Origin of the sequence: Nodularia sp. UHCC 0506, assembly GCF_034931045.1 — a bacterium.
In the GTDB taxonomy this organism is placed as follows: domain Bacteria; phylum Cyanobacteriota; class Cyanobacteriia; order Cyanobacteriales; family Nostocaceae; genus Nodularia.
Genome location: NZ_JAYGHH010000039.1, coordinates 15,540 through 36,437, shown reverse-complemented (window position 1 = coordinate 36,437; position 20,898 = coordinate 15,540). Strand labels below are relative to the sequence as shown.

Genomic DNA, 20,898 nt, shown 5'->3' with positions numbered 1-20,898 from the left:
AGGTAATTCTGGCATGATGATTTGGTAGGTAAAACAACCTAAAATAACTTGAAAAGTTCTCAGATTGGGAACTTCACCATATTTTTTTCCTCAGTGCAGCAAGGCTTAAATAGGAAAACCATCAGAAATCACTGAAAAGTCTATAGAGTCATATTTTTGACTTTTGACTTTTGACTTCCGCCCTGCGGTACTAGGCTCCTAACACACTGCCAAAAAGTTGTTTCACCTGCTCCCAAGCATCAGCTGCGGCTTTAGGATTATAGCTGGCGCGATGGTTACAGAAAAATCCGTGGTCAGCTCCATCGTAGCGAAACAGACGATGAAGAATTTTGTATTTTTCTAACTCTGCGGCAATTTGATCCACCTGTTCATGCGGAATGCTGGCATCTTCCATGCCAAAGAAAGTATATATGTGACCTTTGATTGCTGGGGTACGGTTGATAGTGGGTTCGCCACCCCCTGGGGTACGAGTTGTAATGCCAGCACCATAGAAGGAAGCAGTGGCTTTAATATCTGGTAGAGTGGCAGCTAAATATGCTACATGACCACCAAAACAAAAGCCAATACAGCCAAAGCTATCTGGTTTCACTTGGGGTAAAGTTTTGAGATAGTCGATGGCTGATTGAATATCACTCAATAATTCTGATGCTTGAGTTTGGTTCCAAGCATATTCTCTGCCAATTTCTATATCTTCAGGGGTGTAACCTGTTTCAAAATCTGGGGCTTGACGTTGAAAAAGTGCGGGGGCGATCGCTACATATCCTTGTTGAGCAATTCGTGCTGTTACTTCCCGAATGTGAACATTAATACCAAAAATCTCTTGTAGTACCACCACTCCGGGATAAAAACCAGGTGCTTGTGGTTGTGCCAGATAAGCCGATATTTCCAGATTATCTTGCAAAAGCTTCACCGTTGTGGTATCTATGGTTTGCTTTGACATAAAAATTTTTACTAGTAATGTGTAATTAGGTATGTGATTATTTGATATAACTATGCCAGTAACTACAGCTATTTCCTTTCAAAGTGATCAATCCCTCCTGATTTCCGCCTGGCAGTACTAGTTACTTGCCCTTACTAAATATAAACAGGTTTGGTAATGATTCAATTTCGTATTCAGCCAGACAGTGAAATTCCGGCTTCAAACCAGCTATTTAATCAAATTCGGTTTGCGATCGCTTCCCGACAATATCCGCCTGGATATAAATTGCCTAGCACACGGGCATTAGCCATGCAAACTGGATTACACCGTAATACCATTAGCAAAGTTTACCGCCAGTTGGAAGAAGACGGATTTGTAGAAAGTTTAGCTGGGTCAGGAATTTATGTGCGTACTCAAGGTCATGAGGGCGGCAGTAGGGTGCAATCCTCTATGGTCAAAAAACAGACCGAAGATGCATATAAACTGGTGCAAAAGGCACTGGATGAGATGCTGGCTCAAGGTTATTCCCTGAATCAAGCGCGAGAGCTATTTTTAGGTGAAATTGATTGGCGCTTACGCTGTAGCGCTCAAGTGCTGGTTGCAGTTCCCTCTCATGACATGGGTGCTGGTGAATTGATGGTATATGAGTTGGAACTATCCCTCAATATCCCTGTACAGTTGGTAGCGATGGAAGAATTAACAGCCGTACTGGATAAAACTAATTCGGCAACAGTGGTGACAAGCCGTTATTTTATCAGTGATGTGGAAGCGATCGCTGCGCCGAAATCTGTACGTGTAATTCCTCTGGATATCTACGACTACACCAAAGAATTAGAACTGCTGAAAACCCTGCCAAAGCAAAATTGTGTCGGCATAGTTAGTCTGAGCTCAGGAATTGCCCGCGCCGCAGAAGTGATTCTTCACGGTTTACGAGGAGATGAACTATTGATCATGACTTCACAACCAAAAGATGCCTACAAACTGCAAGCAATTGTCAAGCGGGCAGAAATAATTATCAGCGATCAAGCCAGTTTTGCTAGTGTACACGCAGCAGTACAAGCATCACTAGAAGACATTATTCGTCCACCTAAACTGATTAAGGTAGAAAATTATATTGGGGCTAAGTCAATTAATTTGTTAAAACGTGAACTGGGTTTGGGTTAGGAATTTCCAAAAATTAATTTACTGGACTGTTAATGCCTTTCACTGTCAGCCCTAAAGGAGAAGCATTCGGATATTATAAATTAATCTTAGAACGCCCATTAGGAGTCTAAAAACTCTAAAAAGCCTATTTAATAAACTTTTTGAATTTTGAATTTTGAATTTTGAATTCGGATAGGGCGGGATTGTCCCGCCACTACTATTAACCAAAATGTTGAATAATTGCGTCGGCAAATTCCGAACATTTTAATGGTGCTACTGGTGGTTCTAGTAACCGGGCTAAATCATAGGTAACTTGACTGTTAGCGATCGCCTCCCCTAAACCTTGCTTAACCAAGTCTGCCGCTTCTTGCCAACCCATAAATTCCAGCATCATCACACCAGAAAGAATGACAGAACCGGGATTAATGCGATCTAAGCCGGCGTGTTTGGGTGCAGTCCCGTGGGTAGCTTCAAATATGGCACAGATATCGCCTATATTTGCCCCTGGCCCCATTCCTAAACCGCCGACAATGGCCGCAGCAGCATCAGACAAGTAATCGCCGTTTAAATTCATTGTAGCGAGAATCGAATACTCATCCGGTCTAGTTTGGATTTGTTGGAAAATACTATCAGCAATCCGGTCATTGACCATAATTTTGTCTTTCCATTGACCGTTACCGTGGGTTTCCCAAATTGTGTTAATCACGGTTTCGACTTCCTGAACAATTTGCGCTTGTTTTTCTGGTGTCAGGGAATCATAACCTGGGTCTACCTCACGGGCGTTATCTTCGGCGGAAATATCAGGATTTTTGTCTTTATTACTTAAAATCCAAGATTCTCGTTCAGTCACACATTGACTCCGAAATTCACTAGTAACTAGTTCATAACCCCAATCACGGAAAGCACCTTCGGTGTACTTCATAATATTGCCCTTATGCACCAGTGTTACCTGTTGCTTGTCTTTAGGCAATAACAAAGCGTGTTTCATCGCCCGACGGACTAAACGCTGAGAACCAGTTTTGCTGATGGGTTTGATGCCAATACCAGCATCGAGGGGAATTTGCTTTTTACCGTGTTCTGGGGTAGCGGGGATGAGTTCTTCGTTGAGAAGTTTAATTAAGCGATCGCCTATTTCACTTCCTTGCTTCCACTCAATTCCCAAATAAATATCTTCCGTATTTTCCCGATAAACAATCACATCGAGTTTTTCTGGATTTTTGTGGGGCGATGGTGTCCCTGCATAATAACGGCAAGGACGCACACAGGCATATAAATCAAAAATTTGCCGTAGCGCTACGTTTAAAGAACGAATTCCACCACCTACGGGGGTAGTCAAAGGCCCTTTAATCGCGATACCATACTCTTTGATTGCAGTTAATGTATCTTGAGGTAAATACTGATAAGTACCGTATAATTCACAAGCTTCATCACCAGCATAAACCTTAAACCAACTAATTTGCCGTTTTCCCTTGTATGCCTTGGCTACTGCCGCATCTAGCACTTTTTGGGTAGCAGGCCAAATATCTATACCTGTGCCATCGCCCCGAATAAAAGGGATAATTGGATTATCAGGCACAATCGGCTCACCATTTTTAAAGGTGATTTTTGTTCCAGTTGTGGGGGGGTTAATCTTGTCGTACATACTTCAAACATTCCTGAACGATACGCCACCCGCCAAAAAATTTTGCTTTGACAGGCTGGCTAATTTTACTGTGTCTTTTGTTCACCAAATCACGAGGCGCAGATTTTCCCCTCATTTCCCTTATATAGTCTTTGGGGTGAACGAAGCTACGGTGTACACACAATTGATTGCATCGCCCCTTAAACCCCAATTATGGGGGATTTAGAGGGCAAAACCGTCTCAAACGCAGACAGACAGGACTGGTGTGTATACGGTAGGGTAAACGAAGAGGCAGAGGGAAATGAACCCTTTTTTCATTGATTTTTCTTGAAGCTATGGGATTGAGTCACAGCTTAAAGAAGAAGCCATAGCCATTGCGATTTTGTCCGATTGCCTCCAGTACTGCGCGTAGTGCAATCAAAAATAGTAAACTACTTTTCGCTACTAGTGCTTCACCTTAGAGAACACCCGATAGCCAAACGCTTTTTCACTGAACGCTAACAGATTAATGGCATGACAGACCCAATGATTTTATCAGGCACTGCTGACATCGACTCGCTCCGACAATCGTTAATTGCTGGGTCTTTTCAAGTCCAACAACAAATCATCCCACAGTTGGCTAACTTGGGTAATGAGGGATTAGATGTGTTGATGGAATTTTTACAAAAACGACTTGAACACCCAGCGACTTGGATCGATGGTAAAGCTTACCAAGTCCTCTATAACTCTGATGCACCTCAAGTTAAAGAATTTCTGCTTTCGTGTTTTCCTGAAGGAATTGTACCTCTAAAATCAGAGTGTGGAATTGATTACAATCCTTTGCAACAACTACTCGCTGTCCAGGACTTCCAAGCAGCGGATCTTGTGAGTATCCAAAAAATGTGTGAACTTGCAGGGCCGACGGCTGTGCAAAGAAAATGGTTGTATTTTACGGAGGTGGAAAATGCCCCCATTGTTGATTTGCAAACTATTAACAATCTCTGGTTAGTCCACTCAGAAGGCAAATTTGGTTTTTCGGTACAGCGAGAAATTTGGTTGAGTTTAGGCAAAAACTGGGAAAGTTTATGGCCGAAAATTGGCTGGAAAAGCGGTAATAACTGGACGCGTTACCCAAATCAGTTTACTTGGGATTTAAGCGCCCCTAAAGGTCATTTACCCCTGTCTAATCAACTGCGGGGGGTACGGGTGATGGCGGCGTTATTGTCTCACCCCGCTTGGTCGAAAAGTAGCAAAATATGAAAGAAGTGTTGAAATGATAGTCTGAAAGGAATTGACTGGATTTGATCCGCAGGAATTCAACATTAAAATTTTCAATCGGCTTATGGCAAAAGTTCATTTAGAAGACATTAAACGTAGATTCAACAACGTCACTGCTATTGAGGATATTACCTTTGAGATTCCCGATGGAGAGTTTTGGGTGCTAGTGGGGCCTTCTGGTTGTGGTAAGTCTACAATTTTACGGACGATCGCGGGTTTAGAATCTGCTACATCTGGTAATTTATTTATTGGCGATCGCTTGGTCAATAATATCCCCGCTAGACAAAGGGATATAGCGATGGTATTTCAGAACTACGCCTTGTATCCCCACATGACGGTGGCGGAAAATATCGCCTTTGGTTTAAAAATGCGGAAGGTTGACCCCAAAATTATTCAAGAACGAGTGGTAAATGTGGCGCGATCGCTTTCTCTCGAACATCTACTAGACCGCAAACCCAAACAACTTTCTGGGGGACAACAGCAACGAGTAGCATTAGGACGCGCGATCGCCCGTGAACCACAAGTATTTTTACTGGATGAACCTTTGTCTAATTTAGATGCCCAGTTGCGAGATGATACTAGAGCAGAATTGAAACAGTTACATCAAGAATTAGGTATTACTACGATCTATGTCACCCACGATCAAGTCGAAGCGATGACTTTGGCTGATAAAATTGTGGTGCTAGATCGGGGTAGGATTCAACAAATTGGTGATCCTCAAAGTATTTATGCCCTTCCCGCTAATCTAATGGTGGCAACTTTTTTGGGTAATCCACCCATGAATATTTTGCCAGCTGTCTATAAAAATGATGTTTTTGATGTGAGTGGACAGTCTTTAGCGGTTCCACCAGTTGTGAGGGAAAAGGTTGAATTACGCCAGGGTCAAAGTTTTGATTTGGGGATTCGTCCTGAACATATTAATATTAACGTTGACTCTGCCCTCAATAATGAGCCATTAGAACCATTATTTGTGGAAGTTAAGTTAGTAGAACCTTTGGGAAGAGAAACCTTGATTCGGGCGAGTGTACCGGGTTCAATGGCGGTGTTAAATATTCAGACGGCTGCTGATATTCGTCCCCGTCCAGGCGATCGCTTGTCTTTGCAACTTGATTTAGATCAGTTGTTTGTGTTTGACACTGCAACTGGTGAAAGAATCTCACCAGAATGAACGCCTAGCTGTAAAATTTAGCTGGAAGGCACAAGTTTAAATCCTGTTGTATTCAGGATTTCTTTGTCGCCTTGCTTGACTATGAGGGTAGAGGGACCATTCCCGTCTTCTGTAATCACTTGTGACCAAATATATCGATAGTCTCCATTCACCCAAGCCATCACACATTCACCACGCCGACAGCTAACTTTACCACCTGTTAAGTTGATACATTTGCCTTGAGCATCACATCCTTTATAACTCACATTTCCGGTATTGTTTACCCCTGACCAAGAGTCGCTATTACTAATTGTGACAGTCCATTTACCATTACTAAAGGTTGATGAGTTACTGGCTTGGGGTTTAGTTGGGGTTTTTTCTGTCAAAATTTCCATTTGAGAAATTATCGATTCTTCACGGCTTTTACCGCACGGTTCAATACTTTCGCAATCATTGAGTGATGCAATTTCATAAGATAGGCGGACTTTCTGATTTAAATATTTTTCTGATTCTGCACAAATTTCAAAAGATGCACTTATATTATGTTCTTTTCCCTGTTCATCTACTATGGTGGCGTAACAGATAATATCACCAGTCACTAATTCTTTAACTGTACCAACTTTTAGTTGCCCGTTAGCAATTGGTTGAGTGGGATTATTAGCTTGATTATTGCTGGACTTTCTATTTACTGTTGTCGTTGTTTGTGGTGTGCTTCTATTATCTACCTGGGAAGCTGTAGTTTCATTAGCAGTTGTTGTTGCAGTCTCTGCTTTAGGTTCCCTCTGAGTTGTTTCAGCAGTATTATTTGTAGTTTCATTTACAGTATCAGTGGGCGAACTACCACAACTTGTAATTAAGATTGAGGAAACAATTAAGGCAATTGTGGGGATTAACTTGTTCATATATTAGGAATCCGGTATAGTTTCTGTCGCTGGTGTGGTGTAGCAATATTTACTCGTAGACGTAGGGAACAGGGAAGAAGGAGTTTTGTTAAAAATTCAAATAAGAGTCCTATATTTAGAAAACTTTCAATATTACTCGTTATATTTCTGATATAAACCAACTACAGCCTTTATGTCCATAATTTCGCACTGAACAGGTCAAAAATTAACAATTTCCTAACCTCCTTGGTGATTGCTGTCATCATAAAACTTTATTTATTGTACAGACGCGATAAATCGCGTCTTGTGTACAAACTAGATTTCTTGCGTTTCAGCACTACTCAATGGCTGGGACTGAGATTTTGCTAAATCACTAGGAACGAATGCCCCATTTTCGGTAATTATGGCTGTAATTAACTCAGCCGGAGTAACATCAAATGCCGGATTGTAGAAATCCACACCCGTCGGTGTAAGCATCGTTTTGCCTACTTGGTAAATTTCCTCTGGGTTACGTTCCTCAATTGGAATCTGACTACCATCAGCTAGGGTAAAATCGACGGTAGAAAAAGGAGCTGCAACAAAGAAAGGGATATGATGGGCTTTAGCTGCGATCGCTACACTATAAGTCCCGATTTTATTCGCAGTATCACCATTAGCAGCAATCCGGTCAGCACCCACAACTACAGCATGAATTAAACCTTGTTTCATACAATGGGCAGCCATACTATCAGTAATTACCGTCACGGGAATACCTTCTTGAACACATTCCCAAGCCGTAAGTTTTGCCCCCTGTAACCGTGGACGAGTTTCATCAGCAAATACACGTTCTAAACGTCCTTCTCTCCAAGCCGAACGGACAACACCCAATGCCGTACCATAACCAGCAGTAGCCAAAGCCCCAGCATTGCAGTGAGTCAAAATCGTCAGCTTTTCAGGAGTGCTAGGTAATGCTGTCAAACCATGATCACCAATCGCCTGACAGGTTTGTAAATCTTCAGCATTAATCGTTTGGGCTGTTTGCAAAAGCTTATGTTTAATTTCTGCCACAGTTCCCAGACTTTCGTAAGCAGTTTTCATCATCCGGCTAATAGCCCAAAATAAATTAACTGCTGTGGGACGAGTAGAACGCAACAACTCAGCCACCTTTTCTAAGCGTTCTAAAAACTCATGGTGATTTTCCGTCTCAATTTCCCGCGCCCCCAGATACATCCCATAAGCAGCAGCCACACCAATAGCTGGCGCACCTCGGACAATCATAGTTTTAATCGCCCGTGCCATATCCTCACTACGGTGAATCTGCACAAAAGTATACTCATTAGGTAAGCGAGTTTGATCAATCAAAGAAACCGAATCATTTTGCCAAATAACAGGGTAAAGCATAAAAAACCGGGTAAATAACTCAACTCTTACTCCCTGCGCCTCTGCGTGAGACTACTGTGGAAAATACGCTATAATCATCGCCACTTCAGGATGACTACGAGCGATCGCCTCTGGTGCATGACCCAGAAGTGAGAATAACTGAGTTTTTTGTTCAACAGTACCATTTAACACCAGCAGATCGTTAGTTTTCAGTAACCGTGAAACTTGCCGCACAAAATTGCCTCGCACCTTGAGAATTGGTGTATCTGGCGGTAGTTCAATATCAGTAAGTTCTACAGTTGCACCTCTGACTGCTACAACGTGTAACAATTGTAGAGTGGCTTTGAGTTCTGTCGCTAGACTTTTAGCTAATTGGATACTTTGCTTAAAAGAACTGGCGTAAGTCTGTTGAGTGGTGAAAGCGAGAAAAACTCGCCCTGTATGTTCAATTGGTAACGGAAACCGACTGACTAAAACTGGTACAGAACTGCGATTCACAATTTTATCAATCACACCGCCAAATAAATTTTCCTGGTAAGTGGAGTAACCCTTCCAACCACAAACAATCACACTAGCTTGTCTTTCCTCAGCTACACGGGCAATACCCTTATCAATTGATTCATCAATGCGACCAATGGGCGTAACATTGGTAACAGCAGCATGGGCAATCATTTCGGCAGTTGATAATAATTGGTTTTGCCTAGATTTATCCTCTGGGGAAATAGCAGAATTTTGCTCTAGTAAAATGTGGAGGGGTAGTAGAGTTCCTTTAGCGGATTTTGCTAAGAGAATTGCCAATTGTAGGAGATTATCTTCAGTTCTGGGGTTAGCAACTGGGACTAAAACGCGATCGCCTATTTTTCCTGTATTCGGGTTTTGAGTCGTGACTTCTCCGGGCTTGATTTTTTGTCCCCATTGCGCTGTCACCCAAGGAGAAGCAACACAGGTAAATAAAATCATGGCAATAGTACCATTTACAGTCAATTGGTCAACCAACTCAATATTAAAAGCAACAGTAATCGCCGCCAAAGTAGAAGCAGCTTGAGCTACCGATAGCCCAAACATCACCATAATATTGTCAAAATTGAATCCAAATAACTTACCTGCACCCCAAGCCGGAATAAACTTGGCAGCAATAGCAACAGTCACCATCACACCTGATACTACCAGCGCTCGTGGTTCTTGAAACAGAATGCGGGGATTGACCAACATCCCTACAGAAATCAGGAAAAATGGCACAAACAGCGTATTACCGATAAATTGAATCCGATTCATTAACGGGCTAAGTTGCGGTATCAGTTGGGTAATAGCAACTCCAGCTAAAAAAGCCCCAATAATTGGCTCGATTTGGATTAATTGTGCAGCGTAGGAAACCACAAACAAAGTCGCTAAAACAAAGGTAAACTCTGCCCCTTCGTCGTGTCCAAAGCGCTGAAAAAACCAACGTCCCAGACGAGGTAATCCCCACAGAATCAGGAAGGTATAAATAATCAGTGAGGGAATCAGAAATAGCCAAAACTGTAAAGTTAAATTACCTTCTTGCGCTCTCACCACCACTGCTAACACTAAAAGCGCCAAAATATTGGTGATTAATGTTCCTCCCAGAGTGGTAGTCATCACTTGCGATCGCATGATACCCAGTTTGCTGGCTACAGGTAATGCTAGTAGGGTATGAGAAGCAAAACAAGATGCAACCAAAACAGCCGGCAATAAATCGTAGCCAATCACCATCATCGCTCCCGTACCCAATGCCATAGGTACACAAAAAGTCGCCAGTCCAAAGATAACCGCCTTATCAGCGTTATATTTCATGTCATCCAGACTAGTTTCCAATCCCGCCATGAACATGAGAAATAATAAACCGACTGTACCTAGTAGGATAATTGTGTTATCTCTTGCCAACAATCCCAGCCCATTTGGCCCAACTACGACCCCAGCCAAAATTAATCCCACAATGCCAGGTAGCCGAATTTTCTCAAATAGCAGGGGAGCAATCAGCATAATCCCCAAAATCATCAAAAACACCGGTACAGGGTCTTTAATGGGTGTTGATATGAGGGTAGTCATTAATAAATCATTCATATACTGCCCTTGGGTTGCGATCTCATACTATACTTAGCTGCACTGACTTAAATATTAGTACCTTCTCAAAACTGAAATCACATTGATCATGCTTTAAATTAAGTGTATTTTCCCTGGGAATTAGGAGTTGGCGACTATTGACTGGGTACAAATTATTATCTAGTAGGGTATCAAAATTAAAATATTACTTTAATCTCAGATGAGATGTAAAGTTGTCATAAAGTAATGAAGATTATTTTTTCAGTAAATTAACTCTGATAGTTATGGGATCAAAATTAATAGAATGAACATACTAAGTAAGTTGGCAAGAATAAACCTAACTATGTTAATAAATGTAAAACATTGCGCCTTAGCCCTTAACTCAAAACTAAATTCCTAACTACAAACCGTTAATTATTGGCGACGACTGACTTAAATAAAGTAGTATTTGTCTATGAAATTTTACTCTCAATCCTTGGCATTTTTAACTTATTCTTGGGGATTACTAACAATTAGTTTTGCTATTTCCCAGCCGGCTCAAGCATCAATTGTTTGTGAACCAGGAACAATTATTAATCATGCCAACAACTCATTAGCAGCTTGTATCCTTGGTCAAGATATGACCGTGCAGTTGTCTAGTTCTAGTACAGGTACATCTAATTTTCCTTGCCGAGCAAAAAATTATATATTTTTTGACGATAAAGGACAATTTAAAAGTTGCAAGCTATCACAAGATATAGACATTAGAGAGGCCAACTCTGTGAAAAAATGTTTAGAAAATTATAAAGTCGATGTGTCAGTTTTGAAGAATGGCATTTTATCCATTAATTGTAGTCCTTATTAATTTGAACAACTAAATATCGACCGAACTCAAATATGTAAATTCCAGAATCATTGTAGTGGAATGACAAGCCTAAAATAGTACATTAAATATAGGTTTGGTTAAGCGCTGCACAACCCAAAGCTGCATTTTCAGCTTGCCATGCCACTACTGTTAGCTCAGTTTATACTAAGTACTCCTGTACAGGTGGTTTACGAAGGATTTCAAAGCACCACAAACTGACTGCTTAAATCCGCCCCTACTCACTTAGCACTCAGCACTCAGCACTTGACTAGATGTTTGTTTTTGAAAGAAAGCAGTCATGACTGTTTCAGCTATTTGACGACTAGTTAAACCTAATTCCGCCTTAGATTCATCCGGTGTCGCATGGTCTACCAACTCATCTGGTACACCAATCCGCTTAATAGGAACCACAACATCAGCATCTAGTAATGCTTCAGCCACAGCCGAACCAAAACCACCCATAACACAGCCTTCTTCCAAAGTCACAACCCGGCCGATTTGCTTCGCCAAAGGCAAAATTAATTCTGTATCCAAAGGCTTGACGAAACGGGCATTAATCACAGTTGCCTCAATGCCATGTTCGCTGAGAATTTCCGCAACCTGCATACTGGGATATACCATAGTCCCATAACCGATGATTAATACATCATCACCGTTACGGAGAATTTCTCCCTTACCAATTTCTAAAGGTTCCCAGCCTTCTTCCATCAGAGGAACACCGTAGCCGTTACCACGGGGATAGCGCATGGCAATTGGTCCACTGGTATGGTTAACGCCAGTTACTACCATGCGTTGCAGTTCGGCTTCGTCTTTGGGTGCCATCATCACCATATTGGGAATACAGCGCAGATAAGCGATGTCATACATACCTTGGTGTGTGGGACCATCAGCGCCCACAATTCCCGCCCTGTCTAAACAGAAGAACACCGGCAGGTTTTGAATACAAACATCATGAATTATCTGGTCGTAAGCCCGTTGTAAGAAAGTGGAGTAAATAGCCGCTACAGGGCGCATTCCTTCACTCGCCATCGCCGCAGCTAGGGTGACAGCGTGTTGTTCAGCTATACCGACATCAATATATTGATTGGGTAGTTTAGCTTGGAGTTTATCTAAACCTGTTCCCGTGGCCATTGCGGCGGTAATGCCCACAATTTTGGGGTTTTGTTCGGCAAGTTTGACTAAAGTGTGGGAAAAAACTTTGGCGTAAGCTGGGGGTTTGGGCTTACTCGAAGGAATCGCTTTACCTGTGGTCAGGTTAAATGGACTTTGGGCATGGTAGCCTACTTGGTCTAGTTCGGCGATTTCGTAGCCTTTACCTTTGACTGTAATCACATGAACCAAAACTGGCCCTGTCATTTCATGTGCTTGCTTGAATGTAGCAATTAATTCTTCTAAATTATGCCCATCCACTGGGCCAATGTAAGTAAAACCTAGTTCTTCAAAGACTGCGCCGACCTTGGGAACCGCTAAACGCTTCATTCCTTCTTTGATGCGTCCTAGTTCGGGAGACAAAGACTCACCAACAAAGGGAATTTGCTTAAACTGTTCTTCAAAATTATCTTTGATAAACTGCACTGGTGCGCTGAGGCGCATTTTATTCAGGTAGCGGGGAATTGCGCCGACGTTGGGAGAGATAGACATCTCGTTGTCGTTGAGAACTACCAGCAGTTTTGTTTTAGGTAAGTGTCCGGCATGGTTGATGGCTTCTAATGCCATACCACCAGTTAAAGCACCATCACCAATTACAGCTACTGATTTAAATTTTTCCCCTTTCAATTCTCCCGCTAAAGCCATACCCAAGGCTGCAGAAATACTAGTAGAAGCGTGTCCAGCACCAAAGTGATCGAATTTGCTTTCACACCGTTTAAGATAACCAGCAACGCCGTCTTTCTGTCTGAGGGTATGAAAGTCGTTGTAGCGTCCTGTTAGCAGTTTGTGGGGATAAGCTTGATGTCCCACATCCCAAATGACTTTATCCCGATCCAAATCCAGTGTCTGGTAAAGTCCTAGTGTTAACTCTACAACTCCCAAACCAGGTCCGAGATGTCCCCCACTTGTGGCTACTGTTTGTAGGTGCTTGTCTCGAATCTGACGGGCGATTTGTTGCAATTGTCGGATTGACAAACCATGCAACTGGTTAGGATGGGTGATTTCACTCAGATGCATATTATAGTGTGTTCCTCTCTAAACTCTACTTCTAACATTCTTTGATTTTCCCACGGTGGGGATGTCTCTAGAATTATTTAGTCATTAGTCATTGGTCATTAGTCATTGGGAAGTTACCGTCTTCTCCCCCCTGCTCCCTGCTCCCTGCTCCCCTGCCTCTTCCCCCCGCACCCTTACAATAATGATTCGGGGCTACGGGTGACACCAGGAACTATTGGCATTTCTGGTTGTGGCTGCTGTCTTTGTAGATATTGACTCAATAAATAAGCCATGTCTCCACGGGTCATTGGCCGTAATGGGGAAATATTATTTTGGGCATCTGTGTTAATAAATCCTTCGGCAACTACTGTGGCGATCGCTCTTCTAGCCCATACTGGAATTAATGCTGCATCTGGATGTGGCTGAAGTAGTTCCTTTACGGTGTCATCACCAAATTGAAATACACCATACGCTTGGGCAAAAATCGCTAAACCTTCTGCCCTGGTCACTCTTTGATTAGGAAAGAATAAATTGCCTCGATATCCTTTCATAATATCAGTTTTAAGCACTGCCTGAATATCATTAAATGCCCAATGGGAACGGGGAACATCTGGCACAATTATCGATTCTTGTTGTTTAACAGCTTCTCGTTGATCAAGTTTAAATGCTTTCACCAAAATTGCAGCCAATTCTGCTCGACTAATCATCCTTTCTGGATAAAAGTTTCCATCAGGTGCATTCGTCATCAACTTAGCTGTAATTACTTGTTGAATGGCTTCAGATGGCAATTTTTCACTAGATTCTAACGCTCTAGCAACACCTAATGGCAGGGTTTGCAGTAGCAATACTAAGGAAAAAGTACCTAGCAATCTTCGCATATTAATCATGATTTTTTTTGGCTACTCTGCATCTATAAACAACTCAGAGAATCACTTTTACGGGTGATGCTCAAAATATTGACTTGGGCTGATTGACGTGCTTTCGCTTGACAAAGTTGCCAGTTTTAGGTGTGTGAGTACATTGACGGTTTTTGGTTAATAAATCATGGCTGATTAATTATGTGAGTGGGCAATTTCTGCTTTAATCTAACTGGCTGTTTTTCTATTTAGTCTGCATAATCTATACTAACTAACTTTATTGGTATATTGCAGATTATTCGTGTTCAAATTAAATCTCAAATTTTTCTAATTTCAAATATCAAGTTATTTTTATAGTCACAAGAGAATAAACCCTAACAGTAGAGCAGTCAGAATTTATCACTAAAGATGCTCGATTGAAATCAGGTAATCATTATAACGAGATTTCAAATAATTTTACGTGGTATTAAATTAGATAAATATTATAACCTAACTGCTTTTACGCGGTTGTATAGTTCGTCAATCAGGTATTTTGCAGAAATCATGAGAAATTGTGGGTGAGTGAATTAGGAATTGCCGAGGATGTAGTATAGTCGGCCGTGATAGAGCATTTAGTCAATATTTCAGGAGTTTTGGGATGAGCGCAACAGCAGACCCAGTAAAGTTGATGAAGCAAGAAGTTGGCAAAGCAGCTGCCGCCCTGGTAAAATCAGGTTCGATTGTTGGTTTAGGTACAGGCTCAACGACAGCTTATACAATTCAGTTTTTAGGCGATCGCATTAAATCTGGTGAACTTAAAGATATTGTGGGTATCCCTACCTCTTTTCAGTCAGAAGTGCTGGCTAAAGAATACGGTGTACCTCTGACCACCTTAGATGCTGTTGACCACATTGATATTGCCATTGATGGGGCTGATGAAGTTGACCCCCAGAAAAATTTAATTAAAGGCGGCGGTGCAGCACATACCCGCGAAAAAGTAGTAGATTACTTGGCAGAGCAATTTATCGTTGTGGTTGACAGTGGTAAGTTAGTCGAGCGTTTGGGTTCTACTTTTGCTGTACCTGTAGAAGTCATACCTATGGCCATTACCCCTGTTACCAATGCCATCAAAAAACTCGGTGGTAAACCGGAACTCCGCATGGGTGTTAAAAAAGCCGGGCCAGTTATTACCGACCAAGGTAACATGGTGTTAGATGTCAGATTTGATTCTATTGACGACCCTGTTGCCTTAGAAAAAACATTGAATAATATTCCTGGTGTCTTGGAAAATGGCATCTTTGTTAATTGTGCAGATGTAGTTCTAGTGGGCGAAGTTAAAGACGGTCAGCCTTTAGTCCGTCAGCTGTAACACCACAGAACTCTCCCGTTATATTTGCCGACTTAACGGGAGATTCTCTAACATCAGTCATTTGAGGACTAAAGTCCTCACTACTAACTTTTATAGAACTTACACTAAAACTCTCTTATATTTGGTGTCCTTTATCTCTTTTGCACATTTGAGGACTAAAGTCCTCACTACTAACTTTTATAGAACTTACACCAAAACTCTCTTATATTTAGTGTCCTTTATCTCTTTTGCACATTTGAGGACTAAAGTCCTCACTACTAGCTTTTATAGAACTTACACCAGAACTCTCTTAATTTAGTGTCCTTTATCTCTTTTGCAGTATGCACTACACGTACAGCCTACGTCATAATACGTAAAGGCTGGAGCGAGACATTGTTTGATAAAATTAGGAAATGATAAAATCCCTCTCTTCCGTAATTCCTGCTTGCACTTGGAGTCGTCCCATCGGTTTAGGCTGGGACAAGCCCTATACTGTTCGCTATGCTAGTAATATTGATGATGGCCCTTGGCACGGGATGCCTTTAGGGGGCTTTGGCGCGGGTTGTATCGGTCGTTCTTCACGAGGAGATTTTAATCTATGGCACATTGACGGTGGTGAACATACGTTTCAAAATATCCCCGCTTGTCAATTTAGTGTATTTGAATCTGATGGGACATCTGCTCAAGCTTATGCTTTGGCTACAGAACCACCGGAAAATAATAGTCTCGCAGCTTGGAAATGGTATCCAGCATCTACGGCTACACAGTCAACAGGAACTTATCACGCTTTATATCCCCGGAGTTGGTTTGTCTACGAAAATGTGTTTCAAGCCCAGTTAACTTGTGAGCAGTTTTCACCAATTTGGGCAGAAAATTATCAAGAATCTAGTTATCCTGTAGCGGTGTTTAACTGGAATGCTCATAACCCCACAAATGCACCGATTACGCTGAGTATTATGCTAACTTGGCAAAATATGGTGGGTTGGTTTACTAATGCGCTCAAGTCTCCAGAAGTACGGATACGGGATGATGGTAGTCCGGTTTATGAATATCAGCCCCGTTTAGGCGATAGTCAAGATAATTACAATTTAATCACAGAAAATCCAGAATACTTTAGTTGTTTTTGTAGCCGGGTTGTTGATGATGAGTCAGTAGTAGAAGGCGATGGTAGTTGGTGTATTGCAACTATCAAACATCCTCAAGTAGAAGTATTTTATCATACTCGCTGGAATCCTGCGGGAACGGGGGCAGATATATGGCAAAGCTTTGCTGCTGATGGTTCTTTGCCTAATTATCAAGATGCTACTCCTGTGTCAGAAAATATACAAATTGGGGCAGCGATCGCTCTCCGTTTCACTCTCCAACCAGGGGAAACTTTAGCCATTCCTTTTGTCCTATCTTGGGACTTTCCGGTAACAGAATTTGCCGTCGGAATTAATTATTACCGCAGATATACAGACTTTTTTGGGCGTGGTGGTCGTTATGCTTGGGCGATCGCTTCTACGGCTCTGACAGAATACAAAGCATGGTATCAAAAAGTACAGGCATGGCAACAACCGATTATTGACCGAGAAGATTTACCCGACTGGTTTAAAATGGCTTTATTTAATGAGCTATATGACTTAACTAGTGGTGGAACTCTTTGGAGTGCAGCCTCAAAACTTGATCCCATTGGTCAATTTGCCGTCCTAGAATGCTTAGATTATCGTTGGTACGAAAGTCTCGATGTGCGTCTGTATGGTTCCTTTGGTTTACTACACTTATTTCCCGAACTGGAAAAATCGGTGATGCGGGCATTTGCTAGGGCAATTCCCCATAGTGATAATCATCAGCGTGTAATTGGATACTACTACACCATTGGGGCAGAGACAACCACCGCAGCCCGAAAAGTCCCAGGTGCAACACCTCACGATTTAGGCGCACCAAATGAACACGTTTGGGAAAAAACAAATTATACCTGCTATCAAGACTGCAATTTGTGGAAGGATTTGGGTAGTGATTTTGTCTTGCAGGTATACCGAGATTTTCTGCTAACTGGTGCTGATGATGTGCAGTTTTTGGCAGATTGTTGGGCGGGAATTGTGCAAACTCTCGACTATCTGAAAACCTTTGATTTAGATGGTGATGGGATTCCTGAGAACTCTGGCGCACCTGACCAAACCTTTGATGATTGGCGATTGCAAGGTGTGAGTGCTTATTGTGGGGGATTGTGGTTGGCGGCTTTGGAGGCAGCGATCGCTATTAGTGATATTTTATTAACGAACCACAGAGGCACAGAGGACACAGAGGAGTTAGGAAACAGGTATCGGGTTTGGTTGGCGCAGTCGCTTCCTGTTTATCAAGAAAAGCTCTGGAATGGGCAATATTTCCGCTTGGATAGTGAAAGTGGTTCTGATGTGGTGATGGCGGATCAATTGTGTGGGCAATTTTATGCGCGGTTATTGGGATTGTCGGATATTGTACCAAGCGATCGCGCCTTATCTGCTTTGCAAACTGTTTATGATGCTTGCTTTGTTAAGTTCTGTAATGGTGAATTGGGGGCGGCTAATGGTGTGCGTCCTGATGGTTCACCAGAAAATCCCCATGCTACCCATCCTCTGGAAGTCTGGACAGGGATTAATTTTGGATTGGGGGCTTTTCTCGTCCAAATGGGGATGCAGGATGAAGCATGGCGATTAACAGGGGCTGTGGTGCAGCAAATTTACGACAATGGCTTACAATTCCGCACACCGGAAGCGATTACCGCCTCTGGGACTTTCCGTGCTAGTACCTATCTGCGGGCGATGGCAATTTGGGCGATTTATCTGGTTATCGATTCAACATCACATACCTCCCACACTTCCCTCTCTCATCTACCGGAAGTTTAAAGTAATTTCTAACTCTCCTGTCTCTTTTGAAGACTCCAGTTTGTCTGTGTAGACATAATGATTTAGGTAACAGCTACCAACCTAAAACCGTAACTAAAGATACATAAAACCCCATACAGATGTTTTATCATACAGCCTTTGATTGGCATTGTGTCCCTAGTCAAAAAACTACGTATCACCAATTTTTGGTTTTATTTTCCGGGTGCTTGATGAACCAAAAGAACATATAACTAGGGTTAAAAAAAGATTCCCCATACTGACAAAGTAAAACTGCTTTTTGCCAAAATACCAAGCTGACTAATTTTATTCACCCAAAGAATTAGTTGACTTTTGACTAAATATGATTTGACATCAGAATGCAGCAGCACCTGATGAAAAGTTTGGCATTCATTGCATTTTGGTTTTGTGAGTAAATTCTAATTTTGATAATTATTGTGTAAAAAAGCTAAAAAAAATGAAATTTCATAAATTAGTGCTTAATAATACCCTTACTTGTGTTTGTTTCATTCGTTGCGAGGGGGTTTAATACTTTTGACTTTCCCTCCTGGGGTGCGCTGCACTAACGTTCATCTTAATCATTCCGAGTTTAGGGAGATATGAAAAAAAATACTAGCAATCAACAATCTCCTACTCCAGCAGCATCTATTCTCCAACTTTTGCAGATAGTTGCAGGAGATACAAGTCTAGGAGCAGACTTTAGCCAAGCTTGGATGACGCGAGAGTTTCAACCAGGTGAGGATCTGAATGGAGATTCTGAAGATACCGGCAATTTCCTTTACGTAATCTGTCAGGGACAAGTGCGCCTGTGGGGTTTTGATGCAACTCTGGGGCGGGAAGTTTCTACACAATTACTATTAGCGGCGCAAACTTTTGGTGGAGAGCATTTATTTTGTGACCAAACTTTACCATATCGAGCGATCGCTGTTAGTGCTGGCTGTGTGGCGCAAATAGCTATTTCTGACCTCAAACAATGGTTGCACTGTATACCTAACCTCGAAAGTGACTTACAGTTGTTAACTTATCAGCAACAAGCACTGCTATTTTTTAATACATATATTCAGTGGCGATCGCTTACCAGTGCCACCCCGGAAGAATTACTATTTTACCTAATAGCCATAAAGATTACGGCTGGTTCATCCTTACTAGAAGCAACTCAGCCAGCACAGGGACGCTTCTGGTTAGCCGGGGGCAAAATTGACAATTCCCTACAGATAGGAGATAGCTGGCTATATCCTGATGTCAGATTTAATGATGGCATTGCTCAAACAGATTTATTAGTGTACTACCTCTCAATGGAAGATTGGGAATCGGTACAAGGTTTAGGGAAACTTTCCGCAGAAATCGCCCGTGAACAGTCTCAAACAAAACAAACTCATTCAGCCATCATCCAAATACCCCTTCCTGTTCCCCAAAGTATCGAACCGCCACAGAATGAACCAGAAGATATATCAGCAGTAGCAAAAATTGATGTTCCTAAATGGGACAACCAGCCAAAATTAATCACTAATTTAGGGACTAAATATCCGTTTATTCCACAACCCAATGCATCAGATAGCGGTGCAGCTTGCTTAACAATGATTAGTCAATATTGGGGTAAACGTTTAGGACTCTACACCCTGCGGAAGTTAGCGCAAGTAGACCGCATGGGTGCATCTTTTCATGGTTTAGCCGCCGCCGCCGATAACTTGGGATACGATGTGTTAGCAGTGCGGGCTAGTTGGGATAAATTAGATACTTATACAAATCCTTGGATCGCTGAGTGGCAAGAACTTCACTATGTTGTAGTTTGGCACATTAAAGGCGATCGCCTCTTGATTTCTGATCCAGCTATAGGTAAGCGGTGGCTATCATTGGCAGAATTTATCGAAAATTCTACAGGATACGTCTTACTTTTAAATCCTACTAAGCGATTTTATACCCTCAAGAGTAACAAAGTCTCTCTGAATCGTTATTGGGATCTATTGCGGCATTACCGCAAATTACTTGGTCAAATTATTATCGCCTCAATATTAGTGCAAGTAATTGGGCTGGCGACTCCCCTATTTACCCAGGTGGTAATTGACCAAGTAATGCCCCTGAAGGATTTTGATACCTTAAATATTTTCGTCATCAGTTTCCTGGGCTTAGGTCTTTGGCGCACTGTTTTAATTGCACAGCGTCAATACCTTTTGGAATATATTGCCAATCGTATCGACATTCACTTAATTGGTCGTTTCATTAACTATACGTTGCAGTTGCCGTTACAGTTTTTTGCATCCTATCAAGTCGAAGATATTATTAATCGTGTTCAGGAAAATAGCAAAATTCAACTGTCTCTGACTCGTCAAGCTGTTAGTGGCAGTATAGACACCTTAATGGTGGTGATTTATTTAGGGCTAATGGCTTATTACAGCTGGCAACTAACTCTTGTGGTGTTGCTATGGATGTTCTTGATGGTAATTATTAGTATAGTTTCCAGCCCCTTCCTCAA

The 20,898-nt window shown here is 41.9% G+C and carries 14 protein-coding genes; 7 read left to right on the top strand and 7 right to left on the bottom strand.

All coding sequences use genetic code 11. The annotated features are described in order from the left end of the window. Positions 1 to 190 precede the first annotated feature (190 nt). Positions 191 to 940, bottom strand: a complete 750-nt coding sequence (locus VB654_RS18615) for a dienelactone hydrolase family protein (RefSeq protein ID WP_323215294.1) — start codon at positions 938 to 940, stop codon at positions 191 to 193. A 156-nt stretch (positions 941 to 1,096) separates the two neighbouring features. Between VB654_RS18615 and VB654_RS18610 the strand changes: the two genes are divergently transcribed. Further along, positions 1,097 to 2,083 (top strand): GntR family transcriptional regulator, encoded by a 987-nt coding sequence (locus VB654_RS18610; protein ID WP_323215293.1) that lies wholly within the window; start codon positions 1,097 to 1,099, stop codon positions 2,081 to 2,083. 199 nt (positions 2,084 to 2,282) lie between these two features. On the opposite strand, the gene VB654_RS18605 is transcribed toward VB654_RS18610, so the two are convergent. Then, positions 2,283 to 3,704: an NADP-dependent isocitrate dehydrogenase gene (locus tag VB654_RS18605; protein WP_323215292.1), complete on the bottom strand. Its 1,422-nt coding sequence runs from the start codon at positions 3,702 to 3,704 to the stop codon at positions 2,283 to 2,285. A 492-nt stretch (positions 3,705 to 4,196) separates the two neighbouring features. On the opposite strand from VB654_RS18605, the gene VB654_RS18600 reads away from it, so the two are divergent. After that, positions 4,197 to 4,922 (top strand): GUN4 domain-containing protein, encoded by a 726-nt coding sequence (locus VB654_RS18600; RefSeq protein WP_323215291.1) that lies wholly within the window; start codon positions 4,197 to 4,199, stop codon positions 4,920 to 4,922. An 82-nt stretch (positions 4,923 to 5,004) separates the two neighbouring features. Further along, positions 5,005 to 6,108, top strand: a complete 1,104-nt coding sequence (locus tag VB654_RS18595) for an ABC transporter ATP-binding protein (protein ID WP_323215290.1) — start codon at positions 5,005 to 5,007, stop codon at positions 6,106 to 6,108. A gap of 17 nt (positions 6,109 to 6,125) precedes the next feature. Here VB654_RS18595 and VB654_RS18590 read toward each other — a convergent pair whose 3' ends face one another. From VB654_RS18590 to VB654_RS18580, 3 genes are all read right to left on the bottom strand, one after another. Then, positions 6,126 to 6,989, bottom strand: a complete 864-nt coding sequence (locus tag VB654_RS18590) for a hypothetical protein (protein ID WP_323215289.1) — start codon at positions 6,987 to 6,989, stop codon at positions 6,126 to 6,128. A gap of 294 nt (positions 6,990 to 7,283) precedes the next feature. Then, a complete protein-coding gene (gene mtnA / locus VB654_RS18585; RefSeq protein WP_323215288.1) occupies positions 7,284 to 8,348 on the bottom strand; it encodes an S-methyl-5-thioribose-1-phosphate isomerase in 1,065 nt (354 codons plus the stop codon). A 51-nt stretch (positions 8,349 to 8,399) separates the two neighbouring features. Next, positions 8,400 to 10,409: a cation:proton antiporter gene (locus VB654_RS18580; RefSeq protein WP_323215287.1), complete on the bottom strand. Its 2,010-nt coding sequence runs from the start codon at positions 10,407 to 10,409 to the stop codon at positions 8,400 to 8,402. A gap of 433 nt (positions 10,410 to 10,842) precedes the next feature. Between VB654_RS18580 and VB654_RS18575 the strand changes: the two genes are divergently transcribed. Beyond that, on the top strand, positions 10,843 to 11,232 hold the full coding sequence (locus VB654_RS18575) for a hypothetical protein (RefSeq protein ID WP_323215286.1): 390 nt from the start codon (positions 10,843 to 10,845) through the stop codon (positions 11,230 to 11,232). 243 nt (positions 11,233 to 11,475) lie between these two features. On the opposite strand, the gene dxs is transcribed toward VB654_RS18575, so the two are convergent. Next, entirely contained in the window at positions 11,476 to 13,398 is a 1,923-nt protein-coding gene (gene dxs / locus VB654_RS18570) for a 1-deoxy-D-xylulose-5-phosphate synthase (protein WP_323215285.1), read from the bottom strand. Between the two features lie 173 nt (positions 13,399 to 13,571). Next, positions 13,572 to 14,255: an S-layer homology domain-containing protein gene (locus VB654_RS18565; RefSeq protein WP_323215310.1), complete on the bottom strand. Its 684-nt coding sequence runs from the start codon at positions 14,253 to 14,255 to the stop codon at positions 13,572 to 13,574. A gap of 616 nt (positions 14,256 to 14,871) precedes the next feature. On the opposite strand from VB654_RS18565, the gene rpiA reads away from it, so the two are divergent. The 3 genes from rpiA to VB654_RS18550 form a co-directional block, all read left to right on the top strand. Further along, positions 14,872 to 15,582 (top strand): ribose-5-phosphate isomerase RpiA, encoded by a 711-nt coding sequence (rpiA, locus tag VB654_RS18560; RefSeq protein ID WP_323215284.1) that lies wholly within the window; start codon positions 14,872 to 14,874, stop codon positions 15,580 to 15,582. A gap of 392 nt (positions 15,583 to 15,974) precedes the next feature. Further along, positions 15,975 to 18,428 carry a GH116 family glycosyl hydrolase gene (locus VB654_RS18555; protein WP_323215283.1) on the top strand — a complete coding sequence of 818 codons (2,454 nt, stop codon included), beginning with the start codon at positions 15,975 to 15,977 and terminating at the stop codon, positions 18,426 to 18,428. A gap of 596 nt (positions 18,429 to 19,024) precedes the next feature. Continuing rightward, on the top strand, positions 19,025 to 20,898 hold a 1,874-nt coding region (locus VB654_RS18550; protein WP_323215282.1), incomplete at its 3' end, for a cysteine peptidase family C39 domain-containing protein.